Raw genomic sequence first — 18289 nt, 5'->3', positions numbered from 1 at the left:
GTGGAACCGATCGTGAAGGAGGTCATGGTGGATACAGCGATGATCGCGACGCGCGCGAAAGCGCACCGCATGTCGCCGCACCGGTTGACCGCGGCGCTGTTGCTGGCGCCGTCGGTCCTGCTGTTGGCCGTTTTCCTGCTCTATCCATTGGTCGACAGTTTCCGGTTGTCGCTGGTCGACTGGAACGGGCTCGGTAGCGACGCGCGTTTCGTCGGTGTCGCCAACTGGCTGCATCTGGCTCAGGACGACGTGTTCTGGAAGGCGCTCGGCAACAATTTGCTGCTCGCCGTGTTCTCCGTGGTGATCCAGTTGCCCGTCGCGCTGCTGCTCGCGGTGCTGCTCGACAAGGCCGGCAAAGGCTCGCGGCTGCTGAAGATCCTGTATTTCCTGCCGCTGCTGATGTCCAGCGTCGCGATCGGCGTGCTGTTCAAGAACGTCTACGATCCGAACTTCGGTCCGCTGAACGCCGGGTTGCACGCGCTCGGCCTGCACGCGCTGGCGCAGGACTGGCTCGGCGATCCGCGCTTCTCGCTCGCTGCGACGATCGCGGTGATCTGCTGGCAGAACATCCCTTTCTACATGATCCTGTTTCTCGCCGGGCTGTCGTCCTTTCCGGCGGAACTGGGCGAGGCCGCGCGGCTCGACGGCGCGTCGGAACCGACCATCTTCTGGCGCATCAAGCTGCCGCATCTGCAAGGCACGGTACGGACCGCCGCACTCCTCGCGGTACTGGGATCGCTGCGCTACTTCGATCTGATTTTCGTGATGACCGGCGGCGGGCCGGAGAATTCGTCCGAGCTGATGGCCACCTACATGTATCGTCGCGTGTTCAGTTCATTCCAGCTCGGCTACGGCAGCACGATCGCTTCGGCGATGTTCATCATCGTGGCGCTGGTCGCGGCGGCCGCGTTGCGCGCCACGCAGCGCTACTCACAGAAGGTCTGACCATGTTCGCTCGTTCAGCCCGGCAGGCGGCCAGCCGACGGCATCCCGCGATCTTCCTGCTGGCGCTCGTCTGGCTCGCGGTGACCACGCTGCCGTTCCTGTTCGTGGTCGTCACCAGTCTCAAGTCGCAGGAAGAAACCTATTCGGCTTCGGTGTGGGCGCTGCCGTCCCGGCTCGACCTGTCGAACTATCTGGACGTGCTGCATGGCGCGTTCTTCATGTATCTGCGCAACAGTCTGTTCGTGGTCGGCCTGTCGGTGATCGTCGTCGTGCTGCTCAGCGCGATGGCCGCCTACGCGTTCGCTCGCATGCAGTTCCGCTTCAACAAGACGTTGTTCGGACTCGTCGTCGCATCGATGATCGTGCCGCTTCACGCGACGCTGGTGCCGATCTATCTGATGATCCGCAACATCGGCCTGTACGACACGTCGCTGGCGCTCGTCGGCCCGTACGTCGCGTTCAGCCTGCCGATCTCGATTTTCATTCTCACCGAGTTCATGAAGCAGATCCCGCGCGAACTCGAGGAGGCCGCCTGTCTCGATGGATGCGGGCCGCTCAAGATTTTCTGGCGGATCTACTTTCCGCTGTCGATGCCCGGCCTGGCGACGGTGGCCATCTACAACGCGATCGCCCTCTGGAACGAGTTCATCTTTGCGTACGTGCTGACCTCCACGCCGGAACACCGCACGCTGCCGCTCGCGCTGTGGGATTTCCAGGGGCAGTACGCATCGAACATTCCCGCGATGCTGTCCGTCGTCACGCTCACCTCGCTTCCGTTGATCGTCGCCTACGCGTTCGGGCAGGAACGGATCATCAAGGGAATGATGGCCGGATCGCTGAAGGGATAGCGACCGCTCGACCGCAGCCCGGCACGCATCGCGGGACGCCGGGATCCACTTACTCATTCAGTCAAGCGAATCATGGCCAGCATCAGTCTCAAGCATGTGCAGAAGGCGTACCCCGGGAATCCCCCGGTCATTCGAGATGTCGATCTCGAGATCGGCGCCAACGAGTTTTGCGTGTTCCTCGGCCCATCCGGATGCGGAAAATCGACGCTGCTGCGGATGATCGCCGGTCTGGAAACCATCACGGCCGGCGAACTGCGAATCGACGGTGCGCTCGTCAACGATTTGCATCCGTCGAAGCGGCGCGTGGCAATGGTGTTCCAGAACTATGCGCTGTATCCGCACATGACCGTCTACGAAAACATGGCTTTCGGCTTGCGGCAGGCGAAGATCGACGCCGCGACGATCGACCGCAAGGTCAGACAGGCCGCGGCGTCGCTGCAACTGGAGAAGTTCCTCGAGCGGCGGCCGGCGGCGCTGTCGGGCGGGCAACGCCAGCGCGTCGCGATCGGACGGGCAATCGTGCGAGAGCCGGGCGTATTCCTGTTCGACGAGCCGCTGTCGAATCTCGACGCCGCGCTGCGGGTGCAGACGCGAACGGAGATTGCGCGCCTGCACCGCGAGTTCGACCGGGCGAGCGCGATTTACGTCACGCACGACCAGACCGAAGCGATGGCGCTCGCGGACAAGATCGTGCTGCTGCACGCCGGCGCCGACATGGAACGCCATGGCAGCGTAGCCCAGGTCGGAGCGCCGCTGGATCTTTACCACCGCCCGAGAAGCCGGTTCGTTGCGGGTTTCATCGGCTCGCCGCGGATGAATTTCCTGCCGGGGCGTATCGTCGCGGCGGATTCAGGCGGGCTTTCGCTCAGCCTGCGTGGGGGAGCGCTGATTCAGGCCGCGGTCGACGCACGCGGCGTGCAGGTGGGCGCCGACGTCACGCTGGGCGTTCGGCCCGAGCACTTCGTCATTGCCGCAGGCGACGCGCGCAGTCAGGCCGTCAACGCGACGACCGGGCTGGTCGAGCGTTTCGGCGAGTATACGTATCTGCATGCGACCGTTGGCGAGGGCCGTGACGCCGGCGTGATCGCGAAGCTCGCCGGCGATGTCGACATCGGGCGCGGCCGGGCCGTCGCGCTTCATGTTTCGCCCGATGCCTGCCATGTCTTCGATGCCGACGGCATGGCATTGCCGCGCCTCGCCGCGGCACGGCAACAGGGTTACGCGCTGCGATCGGCTTGATCGCACGGCATACCCGGTCGGCTTCGCCGATGCGCGTCGATCGCCCCGGGATCGAATTCGACCGGACGGGCGCGGTGTATGTCGCCGCTCGCGTCGGGCACTGAAACGGGTAGCTGACCCATTCGTCCATCCAGCCATTTATTTGGGATTCCTTATGTCAATCGATATCGAAGAACAACCGGCGCTGTACCGCAACCCCGACGCGCCCATTCCCGCGCGCGTGGCCGATCTGCTCGCCCGCATGAACCTGGATGAAAAAATCGCACAGTTGCATGCCGGTTGGCTGAGGTTGTCGTCGGACGGCAACCATGCATGGAGGCTCGCCGATTTCGCTCAGCGCCAGACGGGGATTACCGTCGACGAACTTCTGAAGCATGGCCTCGGACAGATCACGCGCCCGCTGGGTACGCACTCGGTCGAGGCCCGCGAAGGGGTGCGCGCATTGAACGCGCTGCAGCGCAGGATGATCGAGGACACGCGCCTGGGTATTCCCGTCATGTCCCACGAGGAGTGTCTCGTCGGCCTGATGATCGAAGGCGCGACCCTGTTTCCAGCGCCGCTCAACTACGCCGCGACGTGGAACCCGGAGCTGGTCGAAGCCGTGGCACGGGAAATCGGCCGGCAGGCGCGATCGATCGGCTGCCATCAGGGGCTCGCACCGGTGCTCGACGTATCGCGCGATCCACGCTGGGGGCGCACCGAAGAGACGCTCGGCGAGGATCCGTATCTGGTCGGCGTGCTGGCCTGTCGTTACGTCGACGGCCTGCAGGGCGAGCGCCGCGACTTGCTGGCGACGCTCAAGCACTTCGCAGGGCACTCGGCGAGCGAAGGCGGGCGCAACCACGCGCCCGTCCATGTCGGCCCGCGCGAATTCAACGATGTCTTCCTGCTGCCCTTCGAAATGGCGGTCAAGTTGACCAATGCGGGCTCCGTGATGCCGGCTTACCACGACATCGACGGTATCCCGTGTCATGCGGATCCGACGCTGATCGATGGAACGCTGCGCGGAAAATGGGGATTCGACGGGTTGGTCGTTGCCGACTATGCAGGCGTCAACCTGCTGTTCACGCACCATGGCGTCGCGCGTGACGAAGCGGGGGCCGCGGCGCTGGCGTTCAATGCGGGTCTCGACGTCGAACTGCCGGGACACGAATGCGCGCTGCATCTGAAGGCGGCGATCGAGCGCGGCGACATCGAGATGCGGGTGATCGATGCGGCCGTGTCGCGCGTGCTGACCGAGAAATTCCGTCTGGGGCTGTTCGAGCATCCGTACGCGGATCCGGACGGTGTCGACGTGAACGGCGCCGATGCGGCGGCCGTGGCGGATCGGGCCGCACTCGAATCGATCGTCCTGTTGAAGAACGCTGCCGTGTTGCCGATCGGAGCCGACGGTGCGTCGCGCGTGGCGATCATCGGGCCGACGGCCGACGATCCGCTCGCGCTGCTTGCCGGATACAGCTTCCCGGTGCATCTGATCACGACCGGCGAGGATGCGCGTTCGCCGGTGAAGACGCCGTTGCAGGCGTTCAGGGAGCGTTTCGGAGGCGAGCGGGTGCTTTACGCGAAGGGTTGCGAGATTCTTCGCGAGCGCCGCGCGGGAACGCCGGTATTCCCGGGGGATGTCGACATGGCGCGCGCGATCGACGAAGACCGGCAGGCACCCGTCAGCCGCGAAACCGACCAGATCGCCGAGGCCGTGCGGGTGGCGGAATCCGCGGATGTCGCGATCGTCTTCGTCGGCGATCTGGCCGGGCTGTTTCAGTCGGGAACCGTCGGCGAGGGATCGGATACGGACAGCCTCGACTTGCCCGGCGTCCAGCAGGCACTGCTGGACGCGGTCGTCGCGAGCGGTACGCGGACGGTCGTCGTGCAGACCGGCGGGCGTCCGTACAACCTGGGCGGCCTGGAAGATGCCGTGGCCGCGCATATCGTCGCGTTCGCGCCGGGTCAGGGCGGTGCCGACGCGCTCGTGAAGCTGATTTCCGGCGCGGCCGACTTCAGCGGCAGATTGCCGTTGTCGATTCCGAAAAGCGCGGGCGCGGTGCCCTACGTGTACAACCACAAGCTGAAAAGCGCCGGCACGCCGATTGCCTATCATTTTGGCTCGCGTTATCCGTTCGGCTTCGGCCTGAGCTACACCCAATTCCGCTATGGCGCGCTCGACTGGATCGCTCAAAGGGCAAGCATTTCCGACGGTGTCTTCGAATTCTCGTTCGAGGTCGAGAACGTCGGGCCGCGCGACGGTACGGAAGTCGTCCAGATCTACGTGCGCGATCGCGTGGCGTCGGTCGTGCGACCGGTACGGGAACTCAAGGGCTTCCAGCGCGTGTTCGTGCCTGCCGGTGCGCGCAGAACGGTGAACGTCCGGCTGCCCGTCGATATGCTCAATTTCACCGACGAACGGGGCGAGCGGATCGTGGAGCCAGGCGAGTTCGACATCATGGTGGGCAGTTCCAGTCGCGACATCCATCTGGCCGGTTGTGCGACCGTGGTCGGTGAAACCGCGCGGACGCTCGATCGCCACTGGCGCATGGTCTGCGAGGTCACGGCAGGCAATCCGGTCGCTGCGGGCTGAGTCTCGGTGACAGAAGCGCCGAGGGCCGGTGCGTTGCGATGCCCACGCATGTCCGCGCCCGCGCCGCTCAATCCGGATCGGCTTTCAGCCCGCCTTCGATCCACCGCGCTTCCGACGCACGCAGATGCGCGCGGATCGCCGTCTGCGCGGCGATCGGATCGCCGGCCTGCAACGCGAGGAGCACGTCCTCGTGCTCGCGCACGGCGGCGGTCCAGGTCTGAGGATTCTCCGCGTGGCCGCGCATGGCCGTCGCGATCGGGTCGTGGCGGCTGTCGAACAGCTCGCCGACGAAGCGGGTGAGCACCGAGTTGCCGGCGGCTTCCGCGATCAGCATGTGGAACTGCCGGTCGGCTTCGACCGGCGATTTGCCGGCCTCCGCGAGCCGCTTCATGCGCTGAACGGTGCGGCGCAGGCGCTCGAGCATCGCGGCCGTCATCCGCGCGGCGGCCAATGCGGCGACGCTGCCTTCGACGGCCGCGCGGGCCTGCATCAATTCCGACGGGCTGTCGCCGAGCGTGGCCATCGGGCCGACCGCATCGGCCGCCGTGTCGCGCACATACACGCCGGAGCCCATCCGGATCTCGATCTGACCGCCGATTTCCAGTGCGATCAGCGCCTCGCGAAGCGACGGGCGCGAGACGCCGAGCGTCAGTGCCAGCTCGCGTTCCGGCGGCAGCCGCTCGCCGATCGCGAATTCGCCCTGGCGAATCAACGCGACGATCTGGGCCGCGACCGATTGGTAAAGCCGCTTGGGTTCTGTCGATTTCATCCGATGCAGTGGGATCAATGCGCTTTCGGCGCAAGCGCGTGTCGCGGAGTCTATCACGCGCGTCGTTTCGCCCGTTGCGGCGGCCCGTTCATCCGGATGTGCGGGTTTTCACTATTGGTAAGATCAGATGTGAATAGCTAAATTGGCTTGACCAAAATTGGTTTGATTGCTGTAATTCGTCTAAATTGGACTGACCAGACGGTGCCGAGGTCGATCCACTCCAAGGAGACGCAATGGCATTGCCTCGCAATCTGCCCGGTCAGGCCGCTCCGGACGAAACGAACCGGGAGATCCTGTGCCTGGAAGGGATTCGCAAGCGCTTTCCGGGCGTCCTCGCGCTCGACGGGATTCGTCTCGACCTGCGCCGCGGCGAAGTGCATGCGGTGTGCGGCGAAAACGGCGCGGGCAAATCCACGCTGATGAAGATCATCAGCGGCCAGTACCTGCCCGACGAGGGCGTCGTTCGCTATCGCGGCGCGCCGGTGCGATTTCGTTCGGCTTCCGAAGCGCAGGCGGCCGGCATCGCGATCATTCACCAGGAGCTCAATCTCGTCCCGCACCTGAGCGTGGCGGAGAACCTGTTCCTCGCACGCGAGCCGCGGCGCGGGCCGTTCGTCGATACGCGGCGCATGAATGCGGATGCGGCGCGCTGCATCGCGCGAATCGGCCTGAACGTCGCACCGACGACGAAGGTCGGCGTGCTGTCGATCGCGGAGCAGCAAATGGTCGAGATCGCGAAGGCGCTGTCGCTCGATGCGCGCGTGCTGATCATGGACGAACCCACGTCGTCGCTGACGGAAGCGGAAACGGTGCAGCTCTTTCGCCTCATCGAGGAGCTGCGCGCAGACGGCGTGGCGATTCTGTATATCTCGCACCGGCTCGACGAAATGGCGCAAATCGTCGATCGCGTGACGGTGTTGCGCGACGGGCGCCATATCTCGACGGACGATTTCGCCGACGTGAGCATCGACAACATCGTCGCGCGCATGGTCGGACGCTCGCTCGACGACGCCTATCCGTCGCGGCAGTCGGCGCCGACGGACGACGTGCTGCTCGACGTGCGGGACCTGCGCCGCGACGGCGTGTTCGGGCCGGTGTCGTTCGCGTTGCGCCGCGGCGAGATCCTGGGCTTCGCGGGATTGATGGGCGCAGGGCGCACCGAGATCGCGCGCGCGATCTTCGGGGCGGACCGTCCCGACGGCGGCACGATCGCGCTGCACGGCCGGACCGTGACGATCCGCTCGCCGCGCGAGGCGATCCGGCACGGCATCGCGTATCTGTCGGAGGACCGCAAGAAGGAGGGGCTCGCGCTGTCGATGCCCGTCGCGGCGAATCTCACGCTCGCGAACGTGCGCGGCATCGCGTCGCGTCTCGGGTTCCTGCGCTTCGACGACGAATTGAACGTGGCGCGCCGCTACGTGCAGGACCTCGCGATTCGCACGCCGTCGGTGCACCAGCGCGTGCGCAACCTGTCCGGCGGCAACCAGCAGAAGGTCGTCATCGGCAAATGGCTGTACCGCGGTTCGAAGATCCTGTTCTTCGACGAGCCGACGCGCGGCATCGACGTCGGCGCGAAATTCGCGATCTACGGGCTGATGGACCGGCTCGCCGCCGACGGCGTCGGCGTGGTGCTGATCAGTTCGGAGCTGCCGGAGCTGCTCGGCGTGACCGACCGGATCGCCGTTTTTCATGAAGGTCGATTGACCGCGTTGCTCGAGACGAAACACACCAGTCAGGAGGAGATCATGCACTACGCGTCGGGGCGTTCCCATGCTTGAAATGACATCCGATCGAAGCCAGGCCGACGAACGGGCGGCGCGACAGCGGCGACGCGACCTGATCCAGAAGTTCGCGGCCCTGGGCAGTCTCGTCGTGCTCGTGTTCGCGTTCTCGATCTCGAGCGCGGCGTTCTTCTCGGTCGACAACCTGATGACGGTCGGCCTGCAGGTTACGTCGATCGCCTATCTGGGCGTGGCCGCCACCTGCGTGATCATCACGGGCGGCATCGACCTGTCGGTCGGCTCGGTGCTCGCGCTGGCCGGCGTGTGCGCGGCGCTGCTGGTCAAGGCCGGCGTGCCGGTACCCGCCGCGATGGCGGCCGGCATCCTGGTCGGCGCGCTGTGCGGGCTCGTCAACGGCATCTGCGTGACGCAGATGGGGCTGCCGCCGTTCATCGCGACGCTCGGCATGATGCTGGTCGCGCGCGGCATCGCGCTGCAGATCACCGGCGCGCGGCCGGTATCGGATCTCGGCGACGCGTTCGGCGCGCTCGGCAACGGCGCGCTGTTGCGGATCTCGCGCATCGGCGCGGACGGGTTCCCCGACACGACCTTTCCCGGCATTCCGTATCCGGTCGTGATCATGGTCGTGCTGTTCGTCGTGGTGTCCGTCTTGCTGTCGAGGACGTCGCTCGGCCGTCATATCTACGCGGTGGGGTCGAACGCGGAGGCGGCCCGGCTGTCGGGCGTGAACGTGCAGGGTGTGAAGCTGTTCACCTACGTGCTGTCCGGCGCGCTTGCCGGCGTGACCGGCTGCGTGCTGATGTCGCGGCTCGTCACCGGGCAGCCGAACGAGGGCGTGATGTACGAGCTCGACGCGATCGCCAGCTCGGTGATCGGCGGCACGTCGCTGATGGGCGGCGTCGGCACGATTTCCGGCACGGCGATCGGCGCGTTCGTGATCGGCGTGCTGCGCAACGGCCTGAACATGAACGGCGTGTCGAGCTTCATCCAGCAGATCATCATCGGCGTCGTGATTCTGGGCACGGTGTGGATCGACCAGTTGCGCAATCGCCGGCCCTGACCGGCAGCAAGCAGTCCCTACCAACGAGAAGCGGAGCGAGACATGAACAAATTCATCCTGCTGGCGGCATCGGCATGCGTGTTCGCGGTGTGCAGCGGCGGCGCGCAGGCGGCGGGCGGCGAGATCGCCGTGATCGTCAAGACGGTCAATTCGAATTATTGGCAGAACGTGCAGAAAGGCGCGAAGGCGGCGCTCGACGGGGCCAAGGGCTACACGATGACGTTCCAGGGGCCGGCGGCCGAGTCGGACATCAGCGGACAGGTCAACATGGTCGACAACGCGGTCACGCGCCATGTGGCGGGCATCGTGCTCGCGCCGTCCGACCCCGATGCACTCGTCCCCGCGATCAAGAAGGCGTGGGAAGCGCACATTCCCGTCGTGCTGATCGACTCGGCCATCGCGGACGCCGGCAAGCCGTATTACCAGGCGTTCCTGTCGACCGACAACGAGAAGGCGGGCGCGCTGTGCGCGAAAGCGCTGATCGATCGCGTCGGGCAATCCGGCAAGATCGCGATCATGTCGTACGTGCCGGGTGCGGGCTCCGAGGTCAGCCGCGTCGGCGGGTTCCGCAAATATATCGAGAGCCATTCGAAGCTGCAGATCGTCGGTCCGTACTACTCGCAATCGCAAATGGCGACCGCGCTGAACCAGACGACCGACGTGCTGTCGGCGAATCCGGACCTGAAGGGCATCTTCGGCGCGAACGAGCCGACCGCGGTCGGGATGGGCCGCGCGCTGAAGCAGTCGGGCAAGGCGGGCAAGGTGGTGGCGATCGGGTTCGACGGCAACGAGGACCTGCAGGGCTTCGTGCGCGACGGCACCGTGCAGGCGATCGCCGTGCAGGGCTCGTGGCAGATGGGGAACCAGGGCGTGCGCACGGCGCTCGACGTCATCGCGCGCAAGCCCGCGCCGAAGCTGATCGATACCGGCGTCGTGATGGTCGACAAGCAGAACCTCGATTCGCAGGCGGCGAAGAATGTCCTGTACTGACCGGCCGTGCCGCTTTCCCGTATCGGGTCACGACTCATGAACGCAAACGACACGCGCAGCTTGCCGCGCAGCGGGATGACGATGTCGGCGCTCGGCCTCGGCTGCTCGCAACTGGGCGGCCTTTATCGTCCGATGTCGGCCGTCGATGCCGCCGCGCTCGTCGACGCCGCGTGGGCGGCCGGCCTGCGCTACTTCGACACCGCGCCGTATTACGGCTACACGCTGTCCGAGCGGCGCGTGGGGGCGGCGCTCGCCTCGCGCGAGCGCGGCGCCTTCACGCTCAGCACGAAGGTCGGGCGGCTGATGCGCGCCGACGCGAGCGTGCGGCCGGGCGACGACGGCTGGGCCGAGCCTTTGCCGTTCCGGCCGGTCTACGACTACAGCTACGACGGGATCATGCGCTCGCACGACGACAGCCGGCAACGGCTCGGGCTCGCGCGCGTCGACATGCTGTACGTGCACGACATCGGCGCGATGACGCACGGCGATCGTCACGCGCACTATTGGGAGCAGTTGACTCGCGGCGGCGGGTTTCGCGCGCTGGATGCGCTGCGCGCGGGCGGCGAGATCGGCGCGTTCGGTCTCGGCGTGAACGAATGGGAAGTCGCGGCCGATGCGCTGAACGAAGCGGCGCTCGACGCCGTGCTGCTGGCCGGCCGCTACACGCTGCTCGAACAGACGGCGCTCGAACCGCTGCTCGACGCGTGCGCCCGTGAAGGGACGGGCATCGTGATCGGCGGCGTGTTCAACTCCGGCCTGCTCGCCGGCAACGGCAAGTTCAACTATGCGGACGCGAGCGCCGATGTGATCGACAAGGCCATGCGGCTCGGCGCGCTGTGCAACCGCTTCGACGTGCCGCTTCCCGCCGCTGCGCTGCAGTTTCCGTTCGGCCATCCGGCCGTCGTGTCGTGCGTGGTCGGCGCGCGCAGCGTCGCTCAGCTGAAGCAGAACATCGAATGGTTCGAGCGCCCTGCGCCGGCCGAACTATGGGATGCACTGCGCGACGAAGGTCTGATCGACGCGCACGCGCCGGTTCCGGGAGCACGCGCATGACCGCGCGCATCGACGCTCATCAGCACTACTGGCGAATCGGCGCGCGGGCCGGCTGCTGGCCGCCGGCCGAACTCGACGCGATTCACCGGGATTTCGATCCCGCCGATCTGGCGCCGCTGCTCGATGCCGCGCGCATCGACACCACCGTCCTCGTGCAATCGCTGCCGAGCGAAGCCGACACGCGCTTTCTGCTCGATCTGGCGGCCGCCACGCCGAGCGTCGGCGCCGTGGTCGGCTGGGTCGACATGAAGGCCGACGACGCGCCGGCGCGGATCGCGGCGTTCGCCTCCGCGCCGAAGGCGCGCGGCTTGCGACCGATGCTGCAGGATCTGCCCGACGACGCGTGGATCGACGATCCGCGACTGGATCGCGCGGTCGCCGCGATGCTCGAGCATCGGCTCGGTTTCGATGCGCTGGTGATGCCGCGCCATCTCGATGCGCTACATGCATTCGCGCGGCGCCATCCGGATCTGCCGATCGTGATCGACCACGGCGCGAAGCCGTTCGTCGAGCGCGGCGTGCTGCAGCCGTGGCTGTCGGCGATGCGCAGGCTCGCGAGCCTGCCGAACCTGCATTGCAAGCTGTCCGGCCTGTGGACGGAGGCCGGGCCGTCGGCCGGCCCGGATGTCGTGCGCGCGCGCACGCGGCCGTACGTCGATGCGCTGGCCGAGCTGTTCGGGCCGACGCGCCTGATGTGGGGCAGCGACTGGCCGGTGTTGCGGCTGGCGTCGGCGTGCGGCGGCTACGGCGAATGGCTGGCCGCGTGCGAGGACGACTGCGCGCGGTTGCTCGGCGCTGCCGCACTGGCCGACCTCTTCGGCGGCAACGCACGCCGCTTTTACCGGATCGACACCGCACGCCACGAAGAATGAACCATCACGAAAGGAACCCGACATGCTCAGCGTGATTTGCGAATCCCCCGGCGTGCTGCGCGTACAGCAGCGCGAGCTGCCCGTGCGCGGCAGCGGCGAAGTGCTGTTGCGCGTGCAGCGCGTCGGCATCTGCGGCACCGATCTGCATATCTTCACCGGCAACCAGCCGTACCTCGACTATCCGCGCGTGATGGGGCACGAGCTTTCCGCGGTCGTCGTGGAGGCGGAACCCGAGTCGGGGCTCGGCGCCGGCGATGCGGTGTACGTGATGCCGTACCTGTCGTGCGGACACTGCGTCGCATGCCGTCACGGCAACACGAACTGCTGCGTGAACATCAAGGTGCTCGGCGTGCATCGCGACGGCGCGCTCGCCGAATACCTCAGCGTCCCCGCGCAGTTCGTCCACAAGGCCGACGGCATTTCGCTCGACCAGGCAGCGATGCTGGAATTTCTCGCGATCGGCGCGCATGCGGTGCGGCGGGCCGACGTCCGGGCCGGGCAGCGGGCGCTGGTCGTCGGCGCCGGGCCGATCGGCATGGCCGCGATGATTTTCGCGAAGCTGCGCGGCGCCGACGTCACGTGTCTCGATACGCGGGCCGACCGGCTGGCGTTTTGCCGCCAGCACCTGGCGGTCGATGCGGCGGTGGAGGTGGGGGCGGACGACGCGGCGCGTCTCGCGTCGTTGACGAACGGCGAGTATTTCGATGCGGTGTTCGACGCGACGGGCAACCTCGATGCGATGAATCGCGGCTTCGAATTCGTCGCGCACGGCGGCAAATACACGTTGATCTCGATCGTGCGCGGGCACGTCGCGTTTTCGGATCCCGAATTCCACAAGCGGGAAACCACGCTGCTCGCGAGCCGCAATGCGACGGCCGAGGATTTCGCGACGGTGCTCGACGCGATGCGCGCGGGACGCATTCCGGACCGCGCGCTGAACACGCACCGAATGCGGCTCGAAGAGGTGCCGGACGCGTTTCCGCGTCTGCTGGAAGCGGGGCAGACCGTCGTGAAGGCGCTCGTCGAATGCTGAGCGACCGAATCCGGCACGCGGAGCGCACGCGATGACGCCGCCGATCCTGCAGTTCGGCACGAGCCGCTTCCTGCTGGCGCACGTCGACCTGTTCGTCTCCCAGGCGCTGGACGACGGCAACGCGATGGGCGGCATCGGCATCGTGCAGACGACCGGCAATCCGGCGAGCCGCGCCCGCATCGACGCGCTGCGCGCCACCGGTTGTTATCCGGTGCGGATTCGCGGGCGCGATCGCGGCGGCATCGTCGACGAAGTCGTCGAATGCCGCGCCGTGCAGCGCGCGTGGGACGCCGAGCGCGACTGGGCGGAGATCCGCCGTGCCGCGATCGAGACGGTGCGCGCGATCGTGTCGAACACCGGCGATGCAGGCTATCGCGCCGATCCGCGCGACGCCGCGGACTTGCTCGACCGGCCGGAGCAAACCCCGAGCGGCTTTCCGGCGAAGCTGCTCGCGCTGCTGCATGCGCGCTGGCGGGTGCGGCCCGACGACGGCATCTCCGTCCTGCCTTGCGAACTGGTGACGAACAACGGCGACACGCTGCGCGACATCGTGCTGGACCTCGCGCGCCGGTGGCGGCTGTCCGACGCGTTCGCCGACTATCTGTGCAACCGCTGCGTGTGGGTCAATTCGCTCGTCGACCGCATCGTGTCCGAGCCGCTGCATCCGGTCGGCGCGATCGCGGAGCCCTATGCGCTGTGGGCGATCGAACGGCGTGCCGGCATGGCGCTGCCGTGCCGGCACGCGCAGATCGTCGTCACCGACGATTTGCGCAGCCACGAGCGCCTGAAGCTGTTCTTCCTCAATCTCGGGCACAGCTGGCTCGCGGAGCAGTGGCTCGCGGCGGGGCGCGACGCATCGGAAACGGTACTGGACGCGATGAACGATGCGCGGCTGCGCGACGGCCTCGAGGCGGTGTGGCGCGATGAAGTCGCGCCGGTATTCGTTGCGCTGGGCTTGCGCGATACAGCGGAACGGTACGTCGACAGCGTGCGCGAGCGCTTTCTCAATCCGTTTCTCGCGCATCGCATCGCCGATATCGCGGTCAACCATCGCGAGAAGGTGGCGCGGCGGATCGAGCCGTTGCTCGCGCTCGCGGATTCGCTGGCGCTGCCGGCCGAACAACCTCGGTTGCGGCAACTCGTCGCCCGCCATGACCCGGCGGCCGGCGATCCGGCGGCCGGCGCAACGACAGGGAGACATGCATCGTGAAGCAACCGGCAATCGTGATCCTTCACGGCGACGACAACGTCGCCGTCGCACTCGACGCACTGACGCCGGACGTGCCGATCGACGTGCGCGGCGCGCCGTTGCGGCCGGCGGCCGCGGTGCCGGCCGGCCACAAGGTCGCCACGACGCCGATCGCGCGCGGCGACGCGATCGTCAAATGCGGCCAGCCGATCGGCATCGCGCTGTGCGACATCGCCGTGGGCGAGCACGTGCACGTGCACAACGTCGGGATGCCCGAGCGGCATGCGCATGACGACGCACGTGCCGGCGACGTGCACGAGGTTCCGGCGGATCGCGCCGATACCTTCGACGGATTCGTGCGGCCCGACGGCAGCGTCGGAACCCGCAACTACGTCGGCGTGATCGCGAGCGTCAACTGTTCGGCGAGCGTCTGTCATGCGATCGCCGATGCATACCGGCACGGCGCGCTCGATGCGTTCGGTCACGTCGACGGCGTCGTCGCGATCACCCATCAGAGCGGCTGCGGCATGTCGGCAACCGGGGACGGCATCGAACTGCTGCGACGCACGCTCGTCGGCTATGCACGGAACCCGAACTTCGCCGGCGTGCTGCTCGTCGGCCTCGGGTGCGAGGTCAACCAGGTTGGGGCGCTCGCGCAACGGCTCGATGCGGCCGCGCCGGGCACCGTGCGCACGCTGGTCATTCAGGACGAGGGCGGCGTGCGCGATACCGTGGCCCGCGGCGTGTCGATCGTGCGCGAATTGCTGGAGATGGCCGACGGCGCGCGCCGTAGCGCGGTGCCGGCCGCGCGGCTGACGGTCGGCCTGCAATGCGGCGGGTCCGACGGCTACTCGGGCATCACGGCGAACCCGGCGCTCGGCGCGGCAGTCGATCTGCTGGTCCGCAACGGCGGCACCGCGATTCTGTCCGAGACGCCCGAGATCTACGGCGCCGAGCATCTGCTGATCGCGCGGGCGGCCTCGCGCGACGTAGCCGAGCGTCTGCGCGGCAGGTTGCAGTGGTGGGAGCGCTACGTCGCCGATCACGGCGGCGAAATGAACAACAACCCGTCGCCCGGCAATCTCGCCGGCGGCATCACGACGATTCTCGAGAAGTCGCTCGGCGCGGTGTCGAAGGGCGGGCGCTCGCCGTTGCGCGCGGTCTACGATTACGCGGAGCCGGTGCGGCAAGCCGGGCTCGTGTTCATGGATACGCCCGGTTACGACCCGGTGTCGGCCACCGGGCAGATCGCCGGCGGCGCGAATCTCGTGTGCTTCACGACGGGCCGCGGTTCGGTGTTCGGGTCGAAGCCGGTGCCGACGATCAAGATCGCGACGACGACCGGCCTGTTCGAGCGGATGCGATCGGACATGGATTTCGACAGCGGCGGGATCGTCGCCGGTTCGCTCACGGTCGACGAAGCGGGCGCGCGGCTGTTTCGGCTGATGCTCGACGTCGCGTCCGGACGACGCTCTTGCAGCGAGGACAACGGCATCGGCGAACGCGAGTTCGTGCCGTGGCTGCGCGGCGCGGTCATGTGACGCGAAAGGCGATGGGCGAGCGCGTGCGCAATCGGACAGCGAAGGAGAAGCCGCGATGGAAACCCGCATGAGCGAGCCGGCGATCGGCGAAACCGGCCACGGCGGCTCGCCGTCGGAACTGGAGAAGGGATTGCTCGATGAGGCGCTGCGGCTGCTCGCCGAGACGCGTGCGCGGGCGCTGGAACTCTGTGTCGAGGTCAGCCGGCGGCAGGGCGCCGCCGCGCCGGATGTTCACGATTTCAACCTGCCGACGATCATCGAACTGCAACGGCGCTTCGGTACGCGGTCTTGCCCGTGGGCGGCGCCGTTGCAGGCGCGATCTTCGCCGTCGGCTACGCCGCCGACAGCGTGATCGACACGCCCGTCGCGGTGTAGACCGGCGTGGCCTTGAACCCGTCGACCGTCACCGTCGAGAACTTCGCGGCCGCCGCCGCGCCGTCGATCAGCGCGATGGTGTCGCCGGCCTTCGGCGCGTAGCCGTTCACGAATTTCACGTGCAGCGTGCCGCCCGCGATGGTGAGCGGGCCGCCCACGCGCAGCCGTCCGCCGCCGTTGCCGTCGATGTCGAGTTCGAGCGTCGTATTGTCGAGCTGCGTGTAGCGGGCGGCGATCGTCACCGGCGCGGCGGCCGCGATGCGCACGCTGCCGCCGGGGCCGACGTACACGTCGCCTTTGCCGAACGCCGTCGTCGACGCGGCCGCCAGCGTGCCGCCATTCACCTGCGTGCCGCCCGTATAGCCGTTGTTGCCCGCCAGCGTCAGCGTGCCGCTGCCTTGCAGCGTCAGCTTGCCGGCGCCCGCGACGTCGTTGCGCCACAGGTCGGCTGCATTGAAGCCGCCCTGCGACGCATCCATCGACACGATCACGTTGCCGTTGAACGCGCCGTAGCCGTCGGCCGCGGCGAACAGGTTCAGGCGACCCCAGCCTTCCGCGTCGTCCATGACCGGATAGCCGGACGGCAGCTCGGTCGTTTTCAGCACGACGCGCCGCTGGTCGGCGCTCAGGTACGGAAAGCGCGTCTGCAGCAGAATCTCTGCGCCCTTCGGCACGACCGGCGGTGCGTTCGTCGATTCGAGCGCGCCGAAGCCGAACGTCATGCGGCGCAGGAACGCGGCGCGGTTCGCCGTGTAGTCGGCGAACCGGTCGGTGGCCGGCGTGCCGGAATGCGCGAATGCGGAGAACGTCGTGGCGTTCGTTCCCGTCAGTTGCTGCAGCGTCTGATGGGCTTGCGTGTAGGCGGCCTGCGCGTCGCCGGCGTACGCGCTCAGGTTCGCCGCGCTGACGGCCAGCGCGAGCATGCGGCCGCCGATCACGTCGAGCGGCGAATGCATGCCGGCCAGAATCCGGTTCTCGCCGAGCTCGAGGCCGCGGCTGATCATTTCCTGGAAGCGTTCCGGCACGAGCCACGCCATCGTCGTCGCATCGCGCACCGCCTCGGCCGTGTGGCCGCTGATGAAGCCGCCGTCGGTCGCGGGCGTCGTGCTTTCGGCCGGCACGAGCGTCGGCGCGACGATCACGCTCGTGCTCCAGCGGTACGGACGCGCGTATTTGAAGAAGCGCTTCGAAGGCTCGGTCGACGCGTTGTTGCCCATTTCGTTGAGCAGGTCGACGACCTTGCCGAAGCCGGCGTTGCCGCCGCTGCTGCCGACGCCGACGTTGTTGCCGGCGTCGTTGTACAGCACGGTCGTCGCATCGGCGGGCACGCTGGTGATGCTGGTCGTCTGCTGGGCCGCGGTGCGCCACGCGGCGGTGAGCGGGCCCATGCCGTCGGTCACGCTGTAGCCCTTGCCGCGCCGGTCGTCGTAGTACGCGGCATCGGCCTGTTGCGGCGTGCGCGCGGTCGTCGCGTCGATCACGTACTGCACGTTGGCCGACAGCACCGCATCGTTCAGGATCGTGCCGCACGGCACGCCGCTGTTCGGCAGACCGGAACAGGTCGACGGCGAGACGGCCGGGAACGCGCCGTTCGCCGGCGCGGACACGCCCGCGTCGACCAGCATCGTCGACGGTTGCCAGAGATCGAGGAAGCGGCTCAACACGCGCACCGCTGCGTTGGTCGACAGCGTCGCATAGCGCGCATCGCCGCGCTGGTTGGTCGCGACGTTGTCGACGAAAGCGGGCGCGCTCGGGATCGGCGCGCTGTCGACGAAGCCGGGGTCGGCGGGCGGCGCGGGCACGGCCGCGGCGATCGTGCCGGTCGACGTGACGTCGTCGCCGCCGCCGCAGGCAGCCAGTACGATCGCACTCGACAATGCCGCGACGTGCAGCGGGAAACGGCTTCGTGACGCAAACATGCAAGACTCCATCCTGATGGTCGAAGATGGAGGATTGTGGGGAGCGATCGTTACGCGGCCGTTACGGAATTGTTTCGCGTCGTCGTCGATACGCACCAAATTCCCACTATCTGGTTAATTTCCGATGCTTAACGTGACG

15 protein-coding genes are annotated in these 18289 nt (G+C 67.4%); 13 read left to right on the top strand and 2 right to left on the bottom strand.

Going from position 1 to position 18289, the window contains the following annotated elements:
- The first annotated feature begins 24 nt into the window (after positions 1-24).
- From WS54_RS31140 to WS54_RS31125, 4 genes are all read left to right on the top strand, one after another.
- Positions 25-945, top strand: a complete 921-nt coding sequence (locus tag WS54_RS31140) for a carbohydrate ABC transporter permease (protein WP_236872847.1) — start codon at positions 25-27, stop codon at positions 943-945.
- 2 nt (positions 946-947) lie between these two features.
- A complete protein-coding gene (locus tag WS54_RS31135; protein ID WP_059781773.1) occupies positions 948-1793 on the top strand; it encodes a carbohydrate ABC transporter permease in 846 nt (281 codons plus the stop codon).
- Positions 1794-1865: 72 nt separating this feature from the next.
- Positions 1866-3032: an ABC transporter ATP-binding protein gene (locus tag WS54_RS31130; RefSeq protein ID WP_059781775.1), complete on the top strand. Its 1167-nt coding sequence runs from the start codon at positions 1866-1868 to the stop codon at positions 3030-3032.
- Entirely contained in the window at positions 2953-5607 is a 2655-nt protein-coding gene (locus WS54_RS31125) for a glycoside hydrolase family 3 N-terminal domain-containing protein (RefSeq protein ID WP_236872846.1), read from the top strand. Before WS54_RS31130 ends, WS54_RS31125 begins: the two co-directional genes overlap by 80 nt.
- Before the next feature lie 67 nt (positions 5608-5674).
- On the opposite strand, the gene WS54_RS31120 is transcribed toward WS54_RS31125, so the two are convergent.
- Positions 5675-6376: a FadR/GntR family transcriptional regulator gene (locus WS54_RS31120; RefSeq protein WP_034209092.1), complete on the bottom strand. Its 702-nt coding sequence runs from the start codon at positions 6374-6376 to the stop codon at positions 5675-5677.
- Positions 6377-6609: 233 nt separating this feature from the next.
- Between WS54_RS31120 and WS54_RS31115 the strand changes: the two genes are divergently transcribed.
- The 9 genes from WS54_RS31115 to WS54_RS31075 are packed head-to-tail and all read left to right on the top strand — an operon-like array spanning position 6610 to position 16208.
- Positions 6610-8154: a sugar ABC transporter ATP-binding protein gene (locus WS54_RS31115; RefSeq protein ID WP_059781779.1), complete on the top strand. Its 1545-nt coding sequence runs from the start codon at positions 6610-6612 to the stop codon at positions 8152-8154.
- Positions 8147-9178 (top strand): ABC transporter permease, encoded by a 1032-nt coding sequence (locus tag WS54_RS31110; protein ID WP_011549867.1) that lies wholly within the window; start codon positions 8147-8149, stop codon positions 9176-9178. Before WS54_RS31115 ends, WS54_RS31110 begins: the two co-directional genes overlap by 8 nt.
- A gap of 42 nt (positions 9179-9220) precedes the next feature.
- Positions 9221-10168, top strand: a complete 948-nt coding sequence (locus tag WS54_RS31105; protein WP_034209095.1) for an ABC transporter substrate-binding protein — start codon at positions 9221-9223, stop codon at positions 10166-10168.
- A 36-nt stretch (positions 10169-10204) separates the two neighbouring features.
- Positions 10205-11221 (top strand): aldo/keto reductase, encoded by a 1017-nt coding sequence (locus WS54_RS31100; RefSeq protein ID WP_059781781.1) that lies wholly within the window; start codon positions 10205-10207, stop codon positions 11219-11221.
- A complete protein-coding gene (locus tag WS54_RS31095; RefSeq protein WP_059781782.1) occupies positions 11218-12093 on the top strand; it encodes an amidohydrolase family protein in 876 nt (291 codons plus the stop codon). The genes WS54_RS31100 and WS54_RS31095 overlap by 4 nt, the downstream gene beginning before the upstream one ends.
- 22 nt (positions 12094-12115) lie before the next feature.
- Entirely contained in the window at positions 12116-13126 is a 1011-nt protein-coding gene (locus WS54_RS31090) for a zinc-binding alcohol dehydrogenase family protein (RefSeq protein ID WP_059781784.1), read from the top strand.
- A gap of 31 nt (positions 13127-13157) precedes the next feature.
- A complete protein-coding gene (locus WS54_RS31085) occupies positions 13158-14336 on the top strand; it encodes a D-mannonate oxidoreductase (RefSeq protein WP_059781786.1) in 1179 nt (392 codons plus the stop codon).
- Complete coding sequence (locus WS54_RS31080) at positions 14333-15856, top strand: UxaA family hydrolase (protein ID WP_059781788.1); 1524 nt, start codon at positions 14333-14335, stop codon at positions 15854-15856. Before WS54_RS31085 ends, WS54_RS31080 begins: the two co-directional genes overlap by 4 nt.
- A gap of 55 nt (positions 15857-15911) precedes the next feature.
- Positions 15912-16208: a hypothetical protein gene (locus WS54_RS31075; protein ID WP_059781789.1), complete on the top strand. Its 297-nt coding sequence runs from the start codon at positions 15912-15914 to the stop codon at positions 16206-16208.
- Here WS54_RS31075 and WS54_RS31070 read toward each other — a convergent pair.
- A complete protein-coding gene (locus tag WS54_RS31070) occupies positions 16189-18150 on the bottom strand; it encodes a phosphatase PAP2 family protein (protein ID WP_059781792.1) in 1962 nt (653 codons plus the stop codon). The genes WS54_RS31075 and WS54_RS31070 overlap by 20 nt on opposite strands.
- Positions 18151-18289: the final 139 nt, after the last annotated feature.

This window comes from Burkholderia sp. NRF60-BP8 (assembly GCF_001522585.2).
In the GTDB taxonomy this organism is placed as follows: Bacteria; Pseudomonadota; Gammaproteobacteria; order Burkholderiales; family Burkholderiaceae; genus Burkholderia.
This window is presented reverse-complemented; position numbering and strand designations above follow the sequence as displayed.

Bases quoted from the DNA above. Each gene is read 5' to 3' on its own strand.
- WS54_RS31120 (WP_034209092.1), bottom strand. From the start codon at position 6,376: ATGAAATCGACAGAACCCAAGCGGCTTTACCAATCGGTCGCGGCCCAG.
- WS54_RS31140 (WP_236872847.1), top strand. From the start codon at position 25: ATGGTGGATACAGCGATGATCGCGACGCGCGCGAAAGCGCACCGCATG.
- WS54_RS31085 (WP_059781786.1), top strand. From the start codon at position 13,158: ATGACGCCGCCGATCCTGCAGTTCGGCACGAGCCGCTTCCTGCTGGCG.
- WS54_RS31090 (WP_059781784.1), top strand. From the start codon at position 12,116: ATGCTCAGCGTGATTTGCGAATCCCCCGGCGTGCTGCGCGTACAGCAG.
- WS54_RS31125 (WP_236872846.1), top strand. From the start codon at position 2,953: ATGTCTTCGATGCCGACGGCATGGCATTGCCGCGCCTCGCCGCGGCAC.
- WS54_RS31135 (WP_059781773.1), top strand. From the start codon at position 948: ATGTTCGCTCGTTCAGCCCGGCAGGCGGCCAGCCGACGGCATCCCGCG.
- WS54_RS31100 (WP_059781781.1), top strand. From the start codon at position 10,205: ATGAACGCAAACGACACGCGCAGCTTGCCGCGCAGCGGGATGACGATG.
- WS54_RS31105 (WP_034209095.1), top strand. From the start codon at position 9,221: ATGAACAAATTCATCCTGCTGGCGGCATCGGCATGCGTGTTCGCGGTG.
- WS54_RS31070 (WP_059781792.1), bottom strand. From the start codon at position 18,150: ATGTTTGCGTCACGAAGCCGTTTCCCGCTGCACGTCGCGGCATTGTCG.
- WS54_RS31110 (WP_011549867.1), top strand. From the start codon at position 8,147: ATGCTTGAAATGACATCCGATCGAAGCCAGGCCGACGAACGGGCGGCG.
- WS54_RS31115 (WP_059781779.1), top strand. From the start codon at position 6,610: ATGGCATTGCCTCGCAATCTGCCCGGTCAGGCCGCTCCGGACGAAACG.
- WS54_RS31075 (WP_059781789.1), top strand. From the start codon at position 15,912: ATGGAAACCCGCATGAGCGAGCCGGCGATCGGCGAAACCGGCCACGGC.
- WS54_RS31130 (WP_059781775.1), top strand. From the start codon at position 1,866: ATGGCCAGCATCAGTCTCAAGCATGTGCAGAAGGCGTACCCCGGGAAT.
- WS54_RS31095 (WP_059781782.1), top strand. From the start codon at position 11,218: ATGACCGCGCGCATCGACGCTCATCAGCACTACTGGCGAATCGGCGCG.